Below are 15,640 nucleotides of genomic sequence, written 5' to 3'. Positions count from 1 at the left end.
AGGGGTGGCCCGGTGCTGTGTGTCACAGCACCGGGCCACCGGAGTCCTACGTACGGACGCCTACTTGATCCACTCCGCCCAGTCCATGTTCCAGCCGTTGAGGCCGTTGTCCGGGGCGATCTGCTTGTCCTTGGAGTTCTTCACGACGACCACGTCGCCGATCAGCGACTCGTTGTAGAACCAGGCCGCCGGTACGTCGCCGTTGCCGCCGCCGCGCACGTCGCGCAGGCCGACGCAGCCGTGGCTGACGTTCTCCGAGCCGAACGTGCCGGCGGAGGCCCAGTAGTTGCCGTGCACGAAGGTGCCCGAGTTCGACAGCCGCATCGCGTGCGGGACGTCGGGGATGTCGTACTCGCCGCCGAAGCCCACCGTCGCGCCGTTCATCCGCGTGACCTTGTACTTCTCGCTGATGACCATCTGCCCGTTGTACGTGGTCGTCGACGGGGCGCCCGCGGTGATCGGGATGTTCTTGAGCACCTGGCCGTCGCGGACCACCTGCATCTGCTTGCTGCTCGCGTCGACCGTGGAGATCTGCGAGCGGCCGATGGTGAAGGTGACCGTACGGGTCTGCTTGCCGTAGACGCCCGGGCGGCCCTCGACCCCGTCGAGGGCGAGCTTCACGGTGACCTTGGTGCCCGCGGCCCAGTACTTCTCGGGGCGGAAGTCGAGGCGGTCGTTGCCGAACCAGTGGCCCTCGACCGGGACGGCCGGCTCGGCCGTCACGGTGATGGCCTTCTCGACGGCCTCGGGGTTGGTGATGCCGCGGGTGAAGTTGATCGACACCGGCATGCCCACGCCGACGGTGGCGCCGTCCTCGGGCGTGTAGTGCCCGATGAAGGTGTTCGTCGGGGTCAGGGTCGTGAAGGTGGTGTCCTTGGCGGACTCCCGGCCGGCCTCGTCCTTGGCGACGGCGTGCACCTTGTACTCGGTGGCGGAGGCCAGGTGGCGGGCGGGCTCCCAGCTCGCGCCGTCGTCGGCCAGCTTGCCCTCGACCGCGTTGCCCTTGGTGTCGGCGACGGTCACCGTGGTGAGCTTGCCGCCGGTGCTCGTTATCTTCAGGACGCCGCTGGTGGCGACCTCCTTGGAGCCGTCGTCCGGCTTCACGCTGACCACGGCCTTGGACGCCTCGGTACCGGTCTTGCCACCGCCCCCGGCGTTGTCACCACCGCTGCCGTTGCCGTTGCCGTTGTCGCCGCCGCCGCCGCCGCACGCGGTGGTCAGCAGCAGGGCGGCCCCCAGCAGAAGGGCCGGCAGGCCCGTGCGGACGCGGCCGCGTATCGGCTGCAGGTTCACTCGTGTTCTCCCCATGTCCCCCGCGCGCGGGCAGTCGCGCGCTTGTCGACAGGTAATCACACGGGAAGAACACGAAAAGCATCGGTCTTGTCACCGTTCCGTCCCAAGTGCGGGGACCGGCGGCGGACCGCGTCGTCGTCGGTGCCGGGCTCGCGCCCCGGACGCATACGTGGTCCTTGCTGTCACTCTTCCGGGCAACGGTCAGGCGATGGCGGAGCCGGCGACCCAGTCGGCCCAGGACATGTTCCAGCCGCCCAGGCCGTTGTTCGGGGCCACCGTCTTGTCCTGCGAGTTGACGACCTCCACCACGTCCCCGACCAGGGTCCGGTCGAAGAACCAGCCGGCGGGGGTGTCCGAGCCGCCGCCCTTGTCGTCGCGCAGGCCCACGCACCCGTGGCTCAGGTTGGCCGTGCCGAAGGTGTCGGGGCTGACCCAGTAGTTGCCGTGCAGGAAGGTCCCGGAGGAGGTCAGCCGCATGGCGTGCGGGACGTCGGGGATGTCGTACTCGCCGCCGAAGCCGACGGTCTGGCCGTTCATGCGGGTGACGTCGAAGAGCTCCATCACCACCATCTTCCCGTTGTAGGTGGTGGTCTTGGGCGCCCCGGCGGTGATCGGCAGGGTCTGCAGCAGCTTCCCGTCCCGGCGGACCTCCATGGTGTGCGCGGCCGCGTCCACGGTGGAGATCTGGGACCGTCCCACGGTGAAGGTGATCGTCTTGTCCTGGATGCCGTAGGAGCCGGGGGCGCCCTCGATGTCGCGCAGGCCCATCTTCACGGTGACCTCGGTGCCGGCCTTCCAGTACGACTTGGGCCGGAAGTCGAGCCGCTCCTTGCCGAACCAGTGGCCGACGACCTCCACGGGCGGGTTCGAGGTGACGGTGATCGCCCGCTCCACCTCGGCGCGTCGTGTGATGGCCCGGCTGAAGTTGAAGGAGACGATCATGCCGGTGCCGACGGTGGAGCGGTTCTCCGGCTTGAAGTAGCCGATGAACCGCTCCTCGGGAACGTAGGTGGTGAAGGTGGTGTGGCGGGCCTGGCGGCGGTCGTGTCCGTCCAGGGCGACGACGTCCACGGTGTACTTGGCCGCGAGCGAGAGCCGGGCGGACTCCGGCTCGGGGCTCCAGCTGAGCCCGTCGGCGGCGATCTCACCCGGGACCCGCTCCTCCTGCGCGTCCTCCACCTTGGTGACCACGACCCGTTCCAGCCTGCCCTCGGGAACGGTCACGCTGAGGCGTCCGTCGGCCGGCACCCCCTTGGCGTTGTCGTCGGGGGTGATCCGGATGGCCTCGTCCGGCGAGCGGGGTTTGCCGGGCAGCCCGATCTCGACCGGGGAGCGGCCGTCCTCGGTGCATCCGGCCAGGCCGCCGAGCAGGCCCGCCCATACCGCCACGGCGGCCAAGCCCGCCCCTGCACGCCTCGTCAGAAGTGTCACGCCCCTCCAACGACCGGGCCCCTCCTGGGGAAACGTGAGCGGCGCCGACGTTCCGGGCAGAACAGTCCGGGCAGAACAGTGGGAAGGACCGGACGGGGACGGGCCCGGGCCGGGACGCCGGGGCCGCACTCCCCTCCCCCGCAGGTACCCAGGAGCCGTGGAGGCGGGCAGTGTCGAGCGCAGCCGAGCAGGAAGAGGCGGTGGAAGCCGTCGGGAACGTGGCGGACGCCGCGAACGCGGTGGACACCGACAACGCGGTCCGGGGCGGCGGCCTGACCGCGCCCGCGCCGAACGGCCAGGTCAGGGGCCAGGTGTCAAGGACGTCCGGGCGCCCCGGACCACAGGTGTGGCCCGGGTCCTCGCATCCGCTGGGGGCCCGGTTCCACCACGGCCCGGACGGGACGGCGGGCACCAACTTCGCGCTGTGGGCGCAGGGCGCGGAGGCGGTGGAGGTGTGCCTGTTCGACGCGAGCGGGACCGAGACCCGCTGCGCCCTGACGGAGCTCACGCACGAGATCTGGCACGGCTTCGTGCCGGGCGTGCGCCCCGGGCAGCGGTACGGGTTCCGGGTGCACGGGCGCTGGGACCCGTGGACGGGCGCCCGGTACAACCCGTCGAAGCTGCTGCTGGACCCGTACGCACGGGCCGTGGACGGCGAGTTCGGCCTGCCGCCGGAGGTGTACGGGCACGTCCGGGACTGGCCGCAGCAGTACATCGCCGACACGGTGCGCGACGACCGCGACTCGGCGCCGTTCGTCCCCAAGGGGGTGGTGGTCCACGATGACGACGACTGGGCGGACGACGTCCGGCCGAAGACCCCCTGGGCCGATTCGGTGATCTACGAGCTGCACGTGCGCGGCTTCACGATGGGCCACCCGGGGATCCCCGCGGAGCTGCGCGGCACGTACGCGGGCCTCGCCCATCCGGCGGCCGTCGAGCACCTGGTGAAGCTGGGCGTGACGGCCGTCGAGCTGCTGCCGGTGCACCAGTTCGCGCACGAGGATCACCTGCTGCGCCGGGGACTGCGCAACTACTGGGGCTACAACTCGGTCGGCTACTTCGCGCCGCACGCGGGCTACTCGTCGAGCGGTACGGCGGGCCAGCAGGTCGGGGAGTTCAAGCGGATGGTGCGGGCCCTGCACGCGGCGGGGATCGAGGTCATCCTCGACGTGGTCTACAACCACACCGCGGAGGCGGGCGAGCTCGGACCGATGCTGTCGCTGCGCGGGATCGACAACCGGGGCTACTACCGGCTCCAGCCCGACCAGCGCCGGTACGCCGACTACACGGGCTGCGGGAACACCCTGCACGCGGGGCGCCCGCACGTGCTGCGCCTGATCACGGACTCCCTGCGGTACTGGGTGACGGAGATGGGGGTGGACGGCTTCCGCTTCGACCTGGCGGCGGCGCTGGCCCGCTCGATGCACGACGTGGACATGCTGTCGCCGTTCCTGGCGGTGATCGCCCAGGACCCGGTGCTGCGGCGGGTCAAGCTGATCGCGGAGCCCTGGGACGTGGGCGCCGGGGGCTACCAGGTGGGGGCCTTCCCACCGCTGTGGACGGAGTGGAACGACCGCTACCGGGACGCCGTACGGGACTTCTGGCGGGGCGCGCTGCCCGACGTACGGGACCTCGGGTACCGGCTGTCGGGGTCGAGCGACCTCTACGCGTGGGGCGGGCGGCGGCCGTACGCCTCGGTGAACTTCGTGACCGCGCACGACGGTTTCACCCTGCGGGACCTGGTGTCCTACGAGCGCAAGCACAACGAGGCGAACGGGGAGGAGGGCCGGGACGGGACGAACGACAACCGGTCGTGGAACTGCGGGGTGGAGGGCGATCCGCCGGAGGGCACGGACCCCCGGATCGCCGCGCTGCGCCGCCGGCAGCTGCGCAACCTCCTCACCACCCTGCTGCTGTCGACGGGGGTGCCGATGCTGGTCGCGGGGGACGAGTTCGGGCGCACCCAGGGCGGCAACAACAACGCGTACTGCCAGGACAACGAGACGGGCTGGGTGGACTGGTCCCTGCTGGAGGATCCCGCGTGGCGGGAGCTGTTCGCGCTGACCGCGCGGCTGATCTCGCTGCGCCAGGCCCATCCGGTGCTGCGGCGGCGGGCGTTCTTCTCGGGACGGCCGCAGGGGGTGGACGGGCTGCGGGACCTGGCCTGGTTCACGCCGGCGGGGTCGGAGATGACGGAGCGGGACTGGTACGCACCGGCCGCCGCGCTGGGGATGTACCTGTCGGGTCGGGACATCCCGGGGCGTGACGAGCGGGGCCGCCAGGTGACGGACGACAGTTTCCTGGCCCTGCTGCACACCGGGGACCGGCCGGTGGGGTGGGTGCTGCCGGGGGCGCCGTGGGCCGAGGTGTACGAGCTGGTCCTGGACACCTCGCGCGAGGCGCAGGCCGAGGCCCCGCTGACCCGCCACCGGGGCGGCGAGACCCTGATGGTGCCGGCCCGTTCGGTGCTGCTGCTGCGGGTGGCGGGGTAGCGGCGGGCCGGCCGGCGGGCCGGCGCGGGGTCACCTCGGCCGCCCCGGCCGTTCCCGGGCCTCGGCCTTCCCGGGGCCGCCGGCCGTTTCCGGGCCGCCGGCCGTTCCCGGGGCCGCCGGCCGTTCCCGGGGCCGCCCCGGCCGGAAGTAATCTCGCCTGTCATGACCCCGCTCATCTGGCGGCTGCTGGCGGGCCGCACCTTCGCGGCCTTCGCCACCGCCCTCATCCCCACCACCCTGACGCTGGCGCTCGTCCGGACCGGGTCCGCCGGGGACCTCGGTCTCGTGCTGGCCTGCGAGTTGCTGCCCATGCTGCTCCTGCTGCCGGTGGCGGGAGTGGCCGCCGACCGGTTCCCCGCCCGCCGGGTGGTCCTGGTGGCCGACCTCGTCCGGGCGGCCGCCCAGCTGGCGACCGGGTGCGTACTGATGGCCGGTCCCGCGCACGTGCCCGGCCTGGCCGCCCTCGCGGCCGTGACCGGGGCCGCGGTGGCCTTCGGCACCCCCGCCGCGCGCACGCTCGTCGCCGCCGCGGTCCCCGAGGAGGGGCGGCTGCGCGTCAACTCCCGGCTCGGGGTGGCCACCGGGCTCGCGCAGATCGCCGCGCCGGCCGCCGCCGGCTCGCTGATGCTGGTCATCGGTGCGGGCTGGTCCTCGCTGCTCACCGGCGCGCTCTTCCTGCTCTCCGCGCTGACCCTCGGCGGCCTGCCGGTGGCCCCGGCGCCGCGCGGCACGCCGCGCGCCTCCTTCCTCGCGGAACTGCGCGGGGGCTGGACCGAGACCCGGCGCCATCCGTGGTTCCTCGCCAACGTGCTGGCCCACGGCGCCTGGCACCTGGCGGCCGGACTGCTGCTCACCCTCGGCCCGCTGATCGCCGTGGAGAGCCTGGGCGGGGAGGCCTCGTGGGTGGTCATCGCCCAGGCCGGCACGGTCGGGATGCTGGCGGGAGTCTGGGCGGCCGGGCGGCTGCCCGTCCGCCGGCCGCTGTGCGCGGTGGCCTTCGGAGCCGCCGCGCAGGCGCTGCCGCTCACCGCGTTCGCCCTGCGGCTGCCGCTCCCGGTGACCGGGGCCGCGTTCTGCTGCGCGATGTTCGGGCTGGGGGTGCTGAGCCCGCTGTGGGAGACGGAGATGCAGCGCCGCATCCCGCTGGAGGCCCTGGGCCGGGTCGGGTCCTTCGACACCCTGATCTCCTTCGCCGCCCGCCCGCTGGGCCTGGCGGCGGCCGCCCCGCTCGCCGCCGTCACCGGGACCACTGCCCCGCTGCTGGCCGCCGCCGTGCTGACCGCCGCCGCGAACCTGTCCGTCCTGCTCCTCCCGGACGTGCGCGAACGCCCCGCGCGGGAGTCCGCTTTCGCCCTGCGATGATGTGTTCGACATCGTCACTGAGGGGGTCCGTGCATGGGCAGCAGAGTCGGATTCGCGCTGCGCGAGCTGCGCGGGGCGCAGAAATCGGCGAAGGGGGTGTCGCTCTACTCGCGGTTCGTGAACCGGCCGACCGGGCGGTACCTGGCCGCCGGGTCGTACGCGCTCGGGCTCACCCCGAACCAGGTGACACTGGTCAGCGCCGCCTTCAGCTTCGCCGCCGCGGCCGCGGTCGCCCTGTGCGCGCCCTCCTGGGGCCTGGGGATCGCCGTCTGGGCGGCGCTCGCCGTGGGGTTCGCCTTCGATTCCGCCGACGGCCAGCTGGCCCGGCTGCGCGGGAGCGGCAGCGCCGCGGGCGAGTGGCTCGACCACGTCGTGGACTGCGCCAAGCTCACCGCGCTGCACTCGTGCGTGCTGATCGCCTTCTACCGCTTCCCCGACGCCTACGGGACGGGCGGGGACGGCTGGCTGCTGGTGCCGCTGGGCTTCCAGTTCGCCGCGATCGTCACCTTCTTCGGCGGACTGCTGACCGAGAAGCTCAAGCCCCGGCCGGCGCCGGGGAGCCCCGCCGCCGCGCCGTCGACCCTGCGCGCGGTGGCGTTGCTGCCCGTGGACTACGGGGTGTTCTGCCTGGTGTTCCTGCTGCTCGGCGGCGGGGAGCTGTTCGTCCGCGCCTACGCGGCCTTCGGGGTGGTCGCCGGGCTGTTCCTGGTGGCGTTCCTCGTGAAGTGGTTCCGGGAGCTCAGCGCCGTTCGGCGGTGAAGGGCTCCGCCGCCGCGAGCGGTTCGGCGAGCGCGTCCAGCGCCCGGCGCAGCTGGGTGCTGGAGGTGTGGACGGTGTACGGGAAGTACACGACGTCGACGCCGTGGACGGCGAAGGCCCTCTCGAGCCTGTCGCCCTTGGGGGTGCCCCGCCAGTCGTCACCCTTGAAGATCACGTCGAAGCGGACCTGCCGCCAGGTCTCCACCTTGTCCGGCACCGTCTCGACGAACGCGGCGTCCACGTACTTCACGCTGCGGACGATCTCCAGCCGCTCGACGAGCGGGATCATCGGGCGGCGCCCCTTGGCGAGCTCTGCCATCTCGTCGGAGACCACTCCGGCCACCAGGTAGTCGCACTGACTCCTCGCGTGCCGAAGGATATTGAGGTGTCCGATATGGAACAGATCGTACGCACCCGGCGCGTAGCCGACCCGGTACGGCCTGCGCGCAGGCGCGCCAAGTTCGGACATGTCCCGCTCCGTCATCTGTTACCCCCCAGCGGCCACACCCCCCGGTGTGGCGGATTAGCAGACAATAGCGTGCACGTTCCGCGGCACGCGGGTGAACGAATAGGGTGACGTGCGCATCATCCAGGGGAGAAGGGGACGCTCAGTGTCCAGATCCGGTCACCGGCGCCTGCTGCTGGTCTCCACCAACTACGCACCCGAACACGCGGGAATCGGGCCGTACGCCACCCAGATCGCGGAGCACTGGGCGGAAGATCTCGGCCACGAGACGCATGTCCTCGCGGGCATGCCACACTACCCGGCGTGGTCGCTCGAGCCGGAGTACAAGGGGGCGCTCCGGCGCACGGAACGGCGCGCGGGTGTCATCGTGCACCGGCGTGCGCACACCGTGCCGCAGCGCCAGACCGCCGTGAAGCGGGCCCTGTTCGAAGGATCGATCCTGCTGCACGGCGCCGCGGCCCCGCCCCGGATGCCGAAGCCGGACGCGGTCATGGCCCAGATGCCCAGCCTGGCCGGCGGGGTGCTGGCCGCCCGGCTTGCGGCCCGCTGGAAGGTCCCGTACGTCCCGGTCGTCCAGGACCTGATGGGGGCCGCCGCCGCGCAGAGCGGGATCAGCGGCGGCGACAAGGCGGCCGCGATCGCCGGCCGCGCCGAGGCCTACGCGCTGAAGCGGGCCACCCTCGTCGGCGTCATCCACGAGACCTTCGTGGACCGGGTCGTCGGCATGGGCGTGGACCCGGACAGGATCCGCCTCGTCCCGAACTGGTCCCACGTGGCCGTGCCCACCAAGCCGCGCGGCGAGACCCGCCGCCACCTCGGCTGGGCCCCGGACCAGACGGTCGTCCTGCACTCCGGGAACATGGGCCTCAAGCAGGGCCTCGAGGTGCTCGTGGCCGCCGCCCGGCTGGACCCGCGCGTCCGTTTCGTCCTGATGGGTGACGGCAGCCAGCGCGCGGCCCTCGCCGAACTGTCGGCCGATGTGCCCAATCTGGACATCATCCCCCCTGCCGCTGACGGCGAGTTCCCGGATATCCTCGCGGCGGCGGACGTACTCGCGGTCACGCAGCACGCCGCCGTGCTGGACATGAGCGTTCCGTCGAAGCTCACCTCCTACTTCCAGGCCGGCCGGCCCGTCGTCGCCTCCGTGGCGGCGGAAGGCGGGACCGCCCAGGAGGTGGAGCGCTCGGGAGCAGGGGTGCTCGTACGGCCGGAGGACCCCGAAGCCCTGCTGAAGGCCGTACGGGTCCTGGCCGAGGATCCCGAGGGCGCGGACGCACTGGGAGCGGCCGGGCCCCGCCACGTGGCGGCCCACCTGAGCCGCGAAGCGGGCCTGGCCCGCATCGACGCACTGATAGACGAAGCACTTGGGGGTCCCCGGCCGTGATCGAGACGAACCGCCCGGCAGCCGCACCGGCCGAGGACGAACCCGATCTGCTGCGGGACCAGTTCCGGCAGCTCCTGCGCTACCGCCGGCTGCTCGGCGCGGGCATCGGGATCGGGCTGCTGGGCGGGATCTACCTCGGCATCTCCACGGCCGACACCTACGTCGCGACGGCCGACGTGGTGCTGCGCGCGCCCACCGACGACCCGTTCAACCCGAGCCTCGCCCCCGACAAGGCGATCAACATCGGCTCGGAGCGCCAGGTCGCGCTCAGTTCCTCCACAGCCAACGAGGCCGCGAAGAAGCTCGGCGTCTCCGCCTCCGGCTTCGCGGCCCTGCGCAGCGGCCTCCAGGTGACCAACCCGCCGCAGACGATGGTGCTGCGCTTCACCTACACCGCGTCCTCCCCCAAGGAGGCCGCCAAGCGCGCCAACGCGATGACAGAGGCGTACCTGCTCAAGCGGCAGGAAGCCCTCGACGTCACCCGCGACAAGATGGTCAAGGGCTACCAGGACCAGCGCGACCCGGTGTCCAAGCAGCTCGACGAGCTCGTCAAGCAGATCAACTCGATGCCGGCGGGCCCCGGGCGCGACGCGGCCTACTCCTCCAAGACCGACCTGCAGAGCAAGGTCAACTCGCTCAACAGCAACATCGCCAAGCTCCAGGCCCTGGACATGTCCCCGGGCCGCGTCACCAGCGCCGCGACCGCTCCGCCCGGGGCCGACGGCCCCGGCATCGTGATGTCGCTCGCGCTCGGCGCCGCCGTCGGCCTCGCGCTCGGCCTGCTGGCCGCCTGGGTCCGGCTCGTGTTCGACCCCGCACCGCGCTCCGAGGGCGACGTGGCCCGCGCCCTGCGCGCCCCCGTCCTCGGCTACCTGCCCCGCGACCGGACGGGCGGCGGGCCGCTGCTCGCCGCGGGCGAGGCCGATCCGCGGCTCGCCGAGGAGTACCGGTCGGTGGCCTTCCGGCTCGCCTACGACGCCCGCTTCGCCGACCGGCGCCGGCTGCTCGTCGTCGCCCCGCGCGGCAGCAGCGAGACCGCCGCCGCGGTGGCCGTGAACCTCGGCGCCTCCTTCGCGGAGACCGGCAAGGACGTCCTGCTCATCGAGGCCGACCTGCGCACCCCCGTGCTGGCCAGCCAGCTGCCGACCGACGCGGGCGGCCGGCCGCGCTGGAGCCAGGGCTCCGGCGCCTCGGGGGGCGGCGGGCGCCACGCGGACTCCGAGTGGCCCGACGGGCGCCAGCTCGTCGTGGACGCCGGCGAGTCCGGCTCCTTCGACCTGATCCCGGGCGAGCGCGCGCGCAACGTGCCGCGCGCGCTCACGTCCGCCCGGGCCACCCGGCTGATCTCCGAGGCCGACTCCCCCAACTCCACCGTCGTCGTGCTCGCGCCGCCGGTGCTCTCGTACGCCGACGCCCTCGCGCTCGTCGACCGCGTGGACGGCGTCCTGGTCGTCTGCGACCCGCGGGCCGTGCACCGCACCGACCTGTCCCGGATCCGCGAACTGATCAGCGGGGCCGGCGGGACGGTGCTCGGCGCGGTGCTGCACGCCCCGCTGCCCGGCGAGAAGCGCGGCATGGGCAAGGGCAAGGGCAAGGGGGCCGCCGCTCCCGCGCCGGCGCCCGCTCCCTCGCCGGCCGCGCCGCAGCCGCTGACGCGCGAGAGGGCCGAGCCGGAGCAGCACATCCCGGGCGACGGCACCGACACGGTCGCGCTGCGCACCGTCCGCATGGGCCGGAGGTGAGCCGGGGCAGACTCGCCGCCGTCTCCTCGGTCCTGGACCAGGCCGCCTCCAGCGCCACCAACATCCTGGTGCTGGTGCTGGCGGCCCGGCTGTCGTCGGCGGCCGGGTTCGCCGCCTTCTCGATGGTGTACGTGACCTTCACCGTGCTGCTGGGACTGAGCATGGCCTATGTCGGCCAGCACCTGGTCCTGGAGAAGACCGGCGAACGGCTGGGCGGCGCCTGCCGGTCGGCCGTGGGCTTCACCGCGGCCGCCTCGGGCGCCGTGGGCGCGGTGCTCGCCGTGGTGGGGCTGCTGCTCGGCGGGGCTGGCGGGCGGGCCTTCCTCGCGCTGGGCCTCGTACTGCCGCTGGTCCTCGTGCAGGACGGGCTGCGGTACTGCTTCTCGGCGCTGCGCGCCCCCGAGCGGGCGCTGGCCGCCGACGCGCTGCGGCTGGTGTGCGTGGTCGCTGCGCTGGCGGTGCAGCCGGCCGGGGCTTCCGCGGGGCGGCTGGTGCTCGTGTGGGGCCTGTCCGCGCTTCCCGCGCTGGGGCTGGGGCTGTGGCTGCTGGGGCCGTACGTACGGGGCGCGCGGGCGGATCTGCGGCCGTACCTGCGGCGGGGGCACCTGGGGCAGCGGTTCGTGGTCGAGTTCGCGGTGGGCAACGGCTCCAGCCAGCTCGCGGTGCTGGGACTCGGCGTCTTCGCGACGCCGCTGGCCGTGGGTGCGCTGCGGGGTGCGTCGACCCTCTTCGGGCCGCTGAACGTGCTGTTCAACTCGGCGAACTCGTTCGCGCCGCCGGTGCTGTCGCGGCTCGGCGGGGGGCGGCGGGCGGTGGTGCGGGCGACAGCTGCGCTGGGCTTGTTGCTGGCCGGGCTCGGCGCGGGCTGGGCGGCGGCCTTGTACCTGCTGCCGGACCGGCTGGGCCGGGAACTGCTGGGCGCCACCTGGACGTCGGCGGCCGCGCTGCTGCCGGCGACGGGGGCGCAGTACGCGGTGATGGGCCTGGGCACGGCCGGCCTGCTGACGCTGCGCGTACTGGCGCCGAAGGCCACGCTGTCGGTGCAGGTGGTCTTCTCGCTGCTGTCCGTGGTGCTCCTGATCGGCGGGTACGCGGTGTGGGGCCCGCTCGGCGCGGCCTGGGGCCTGGCGGCCGGCTCGGCCCTCAAGGCCACGGCCGCCTGGCACCGCGTGGCCAAGCTCCCGACCCCGGCCCCGGCCCCGGCCCCGGCCCCGACCACCTGACCCACGCCGCGCCGCCCACCCCCTGGGTGCTCGGCCCCAGCCCCCGCAGAGCCAAACCCAGCCACATTCAACCCCGCCGGCGATTGAGGCGCCGGGTCCGGGGCAGAGCCCCGATCTCGTACCCGCAGACGCCAACCCGCCCCAGCCACACCCAGCCGCACCGCAGCCCAACCCAGCCCACCGACGCGGGCACGGGCACGGGCGGCGGGGCCTAGCGCAGGGTTGTGGTGCGGTCCTGGCGGTAGGTGGCGACCAGCGCCAGGCACAGGGCCGCGATCGCCACCCGCCCCGACGCCTGCAGCAACGGCCCGCGCAGCAGGATGAAGGAGTAGCCCGCGACCAGCGGCACCACCACCGAGATCAGGCTCCCCGGCGGAGCCCTCCGCGTGGCGCGCTTCGCATAGCGCCGGTCGACGCGGGCCGACGCGTAGCCCATGCCCAGCAGCCCCGCCCCCATCCCCAGCGGCCCGAAGTCGAGCCACAGCTCCGCCCAGATCGGCGAGGAGAGGTTGGTGTTGACCGTGCCCATCCACTGGCCGACCATCACGCCCGTGTCCCGCGGCTTGCCCTCCCAGACCGAACGAGGCACGGCGAAGAAGATCGACCCGGCCAGCTGGCGGCCGTAGAAGTGGCCGGGGCCCGACTCCGAGAAGGTGATGGTGTTCGCGAACATGCCGATCTGGTCGTAGTCCTTGAGCGCCATCGGCTCCAGGAAGGACGTGGTCTCCACCGGCTTGTAGTTCTTCTCGTCGTACCGGAAGCGGTCCGCGAACGGGAAGACGAGGAGGGCGACGACCACGGCCATCGACAGGGCCACCCGGTACATCGCCGCGCTGACCGGGAAGACCGTGAAGAGCAGCGCGAACATGACCGTCAGGAACCAGTAGCGCGGGTTCGAGATCGGGTTGTTGACCACCAGGTTCAGCAGGGCGAGCGCCGCCCAGGTGACGATGATGGAGACCTTGCGCCGGGCGTACTTCGAGGTGATCAGCCAGCGCGTGTACAGCAGCAGCGACAGCAGCGCCGGCACGGTGCCGAAGCCGCGCAGCAGGGCCTGGCCGGCCTGCCCGTCGCCGTTGGAGACACCCGCCTCCTCGATGCCCGCGATGATCTCCTGGCGGCTGGAGAAGAACACCGCCGGACCGCCCAGCTTCATCACGAAGACGGCGCTGCACAGGAAGGACAGGGCCGTCAGCAGCTGGAGCCGGCGCCGGTGGGTCATGACCGGCCGCGCCTGCTTCTGGGAGCCGCCCGCGCGGCCGGCGGGCCGGTGCCGGGCGAGCAGGACGCCCACGTCGAAGGCGGTGCACCCGAGCAGCACCAGCGCGATGGCGGCGGTGAGGTCGGAGCGGGGCCCGACGACGGGCGTCGGAACCTGGCCGAGGACCGCCTGGGCGAGCGGGGCCACGCCCATGGCCATGTAGACGAACAGCCAGAAGGAGCCCTGGAGGAGCTTGCGGCGGCTGGTGAGCACCATCGCGGAGAGCCGGGCCCCCGCGTACATGGTGAGCAGCAGCTGGAGCCAGAACGCCGCGTCGCGCGCGCCCGCGCCGGTCTGCACGGCGACGAACAGCGGCAGGAAGACGCTGAAACCGAGCGCGAGCGGGACGGACAGCGCGCGGGAGAGCAGGGTGCGCGGGGTGGTGACCCGGCCCCACAGGGACTCGTCCTCGAAGGGGGAGGGCGCGGGGGTGACGGGGGGCTTGCGTACGTCCGTTGCCACTGCCGCCCCCACCCCATGTGCCTGGTCCGGGCGCAGTCTAGTCTGAGCGGGCCGCGCCAGGGGAGGCGCGTTCGCGCGGAACGATCGGGGCTTCAGTTGCGTGACCTTCCTGCCTTCACGCTGGCCGGGTACGACAAGGGGCGCGGACTGCTGACGCAGGCGCTCTGGTTCGCCGTGATGAACACGCTCTTCATGAGCTGGTTCTGTCCGCCGCGGCTGCGGGTGGCGCTGCTGCGCGCCTTCGGGGCGAAGATCGGCGAGGGGGTGCTGATCCGGCACCGGGTGCGGGTGCTGTGGCCGTGGAAGCTCACCGTCGGGGACCACGCCTGGATCGGCGAGGGCGTCTGGCTGCTGAACCTGGAGCCGGTGACGATCGGTTCGCACGTGTGCCTCTCGCAGGAAGCCATGCTGTGCACCGGCTCGCACGACCACCGGGCCGCCGACTTCCGCTACCGCAACGCCCCGGTCACCGTCGAGGACGGCGCGTGGGTGGCGGTACGGGCGACGGTGCTGGCCGGGGTGACCGTGGGCCGCTGCGCGGTCGCCGGCGCGGGCGCCGTCGTGCACCAGGACCTCCCGGCGCTGACCCTGCAGACCCAGGACGGGCGCCGCCGCCCGGTGGAGGAGCCCAAGTGAGAGTCCTGCACGCCGTCACCCTGCACTCCCCCTCGCACGCGTTCGGCGGGCCCGTGAGGGTCGCGCTGAACCTGGCGAAGGGGCTGCGGGCCCGCGGCCACGAGGCGCGGCTGCTGGCGCTCGGCGAGGGGTTCCCCGAGCCGTGGCCGACGGACGTCGAGGGGGTCCCGGCGAAGCTGTTCCCGGCGCGCCGGATCCTCCCCCTGGGCTTCAGCGGGATGACCTCGCCGGCGCTGCTGGCCTCGGCCGGGCGGCTGGTGCGGGAAGCGGACCTGGTCCACGTCCACCTGGCCCGGGACCTGGTGACCCTGCCGGTGGCCCTGGCCGCGCTGCGGGCCGGCAAGCCGCTGGTGCTCCAGACCCACGGGATGGTGGACCCGAGCGGGAAGCTGCTGGCCAAGGTGTTGGACGCGGTGGCCGTACGCCGGCTGCTGCGCGGCGCGGACGCGGTGCTGTACCTGACCGCACACGAGCGGGCGGGCCTGGACGCGGTGGTCGGCGGCCGACCGCTGGCGACCGCGGTCCGGCTGGTCAACGGCACCCCGGCGCAGGAGCAGCGGCCCGCCCCGAGCGGGCCCCCGCGCATCCTGTACTCGGCGCGCCTGCAGGCCCGCAAGCGGCCGGTGGACTTCGTGGACGCGGCCCCGGCGGTCCTGGCCGCGCACCCGGACGCCCGGTTCGTGGTGGCGGGTCCGGACGAGGGCGAACTGGCCGCCGTACGCGCCCGCGTCACGGCCCTGGGCCTCGGCGACCGCTTCACGGTCCCGGGGGCCCTGTCCAGCGCGGAGGTGCTGGCGGAACTGCGCCGCGCCCACGTCTACGTCCTGCCCTCGGTGGACGAGCCGTTCCCGATGTCGGTGCTCGAGGCCCTCGCGGTGGGCGTCCCCGCGGTGGTGACCCACTCCAACGGGCTGGCCCGCGACATCGCCGCCGCGGGCGCGGGCCGAGCGGTCGACCCGGGCCCGGCGGGAGTGGCCTCCGCGGTGCTGTCCCTGCTCGACCCCGCGGCCAACGCCGCCGCCTCGTCGGCGGCCCGCGAACTGGCCGCGGAGTCCTTCTCGATGGACGCGGTCCTCGACACCCTGCTGCCGGTGTACGAGGCGGCCCGCCGGGGCTGAGCGCCGGCGCC

At 73.5% G+C, this 15,640-nt stretch carries 12 protein-coding genes; 8 read left to right on the top strand and 4 right to left on the bottom strand.

Features of this window, described 5'->3' with window-relative positions; translation table 11 throughout:
* Positions 1 to 60: 60 nt before the first annotated feature.
* Together BGK67_RS24050 and BGK67_RS24045 are read right to left on the bottom strand one after the other, a co-directional pair.
* On the bottom strand, positions 61 to 1,308 hold the full coding sequence (locus BGK67_RS24050) for a L,D-transpeptidase (RefSeq protein ID WP_069922026.1): 1,248 nt from the start codon (positions 1,306 to 1,308) through the stop codon (positions 61 to 63).
* A 186-nt stretch (positions 1,309 to 1,494) separates the two neighbouring features.
* A complete protein-coding gene (locus BGK67_RS24045; protein ID WP_244291302.1) occupies positions 1,495 to 2,691 on the bottom strand; it encodes a L,D-transpeptidase in 1,197 nt (398 codons plus the stop codon).
* A 203-nt stretch (positions 2,692 to 2,894) separates the two neighbouring features.
* Here BGK67_RS24045 and glgX point away from each other — a divergent pair, with 203 nt between their 5' ends.
* The 3 genes from glgX (at position 2,895) to BGK67_RS24030 (ending at position 7,337) form a co-directional block, all read left to right on the top strand.
* Entirely contained in the window at positions 2,895 to 5,216 is a 2,322-nt protein-coding gene (gene glgX / locus BGK67_RS24040; protein WP_208948740.1) for a glycogen debranching protein GlgX, read from the top strand.
* A gap of 162 nt (positions 5,217 to 5,378) precedes the next feature.
* Positions 5,379 to 6,578 (top strand): MFS transporter, encoded by a 1,200-nt coding sequence (locus BGK67_RS24035; protein ID WP_069922025.1) that lies wholly within the window; start codon positions 5,379 to 5,381, stop codon positions 6,576 to 6,578.
* Between the two features lie 33 nt (positions 6,579 to 6,611).
* On the top strand, positions 6,612 to 7,337 hold the full coding sequence (locus tag BGK67_RS24030) for a CDP-alcohol phosphatidyltransferase family protein (RefSeq protein ID WP_069922024.1): 726 nt from the start codon (positions 6,612 to 6,614) through the stop codon (positions 7,335 to 7,337).
* Here the strand turns inward: BGK67_RS24030 and BGK67_RS24025 are convergent.
* The gene (locus BGK67_RS24025) at positions 7,318 to 7,806 is read right to left on the bottom strand and encodes an FAD synthase family protein (protein ID WP_069922023.1); all 489 of its coding nucleotides are present in this window, start codon (positions 7,804 to 7,806) and stop codon (positions 7,318 to 7,320) included. The two genes, BGK67_RS24030 and BGK67_RS24025, sit on opposite strands and share 20 nt — an antisense overlap.
* A 172-nt stretch (positions 7,807 to 7,978) precedes the next feature.
* On the opposite strand from BGK67_RS24025, the gene BGK67_RS24020 reads away from it, so the two are divergent.
* From BGK67_RS24020 to BGK67_RS24010, 3 genes are read left to right on the top strand one after another with little or no spacing between them, the layout of a single operon-like run.
* On the top strand, positions 7,979 to 9,187 hold the full coding sequence (locus tag BGK67_RS24020; protein ID WP_069924068.1) for a glycosyltransferase family 4 protein: 1,209 nt from the start codon (positions 7,979 to 7,981) through the stop codon (positions 9,185 to 9,187).
* Entirely contained in the window at positions 9,184 to 10,929 is a 1,746-nt protein-coding gene (locus tag BGK67_RS24015; RefSeq protein ID WP_069922022.1) for a tyrosine-protein kinase domain-containing protein, read from the top strand. The genes BGK67_RS24020 and BGK67_RS24015 overlap by 4 nt, the downstream gene beginning before the upstream one ends.
* Positions 10,926 to 12,152: an MATE family efflux transporter gene (locus tag BGK67_RS24010; protein WP_069922021.1), complete on the top strand. Its 1,227-nt coding sequence runs from the start codon at positions 10,926 to 10,928 to the stop codon at positions 12,150 to 12,152. Before BGK67_RS24015 ends, BGK67_RS24010 begins: the two co-directional genes overlap by 4 nt.
* Positions 12,153 to 12,363: 211 nt before the next feature.
* Here BGK67_RS24010 and BGK67_RS24005 read toward each other — a convergent pair whose 3' ends face one another.
* Positions 12,364 to 13,875 carry a hypothetical protein gene (locus BGK67_RS24005; RefSeq protein WP_079154345.1) on the bottom strand — a complete coding sequence of 504 codons (1,512 nt, stop codon included), beginning with the start codon at positions 13,873 to 13,875 and terminating at the stop codon, positions 12,364 to 12,366.
* A gap of 96 nt (positions 13,876 to 13,971) precedes the next feature.
* On the opposite strand from BGK67_RS24005, the gene BGK67_RS24000 reads away from it, so the two are divergent.
* Positions 13,972 to 14,511, top strand: coding sequence for a WcaF family extracellular polysaccharide biosynthesis acetyltransferase (locus BGK67_RS24000; protein ID WP_069922020.1), 540 nt, complete (start codon positions 13,972 to 13,974; stop codon positions 14,509 to 14,511).
* The gene (locus BGK67_RS23995; RefSeq protein WP_069922019.1) at positions 14,508 to 15,629 is read left to right on the top strand and encodes a glycosyltransferase; all 1,122 of its coding nucleotides are present in this window, start codon (positions 14,508 to 14,510) and stop codon (positions 15,627 to 15,629) included. Before BGK67_RS24000 ends, BGK67_RS23995 begins: the two co-directional genes overlap by 4 nt.
* The last annotated feature ends 11 nt before the right edge of the window (positions 15,630 to 15,640 follow it).

Origin of the sequence: Streptomyces subrutilus (genome assembly GCF_001746425.1) — a bacterium.
In the GTDB taxonomy this organism is placed as follows: Bacteria; Actinomycetota; Actinomycetes; order Streptomycetales; family Streptomycetaceae; genus Streptomyces; species Streptomyces subrutilus_A.
This window is presented reverse-complemented; position numbering and strand designations above follow the sequence as displayed.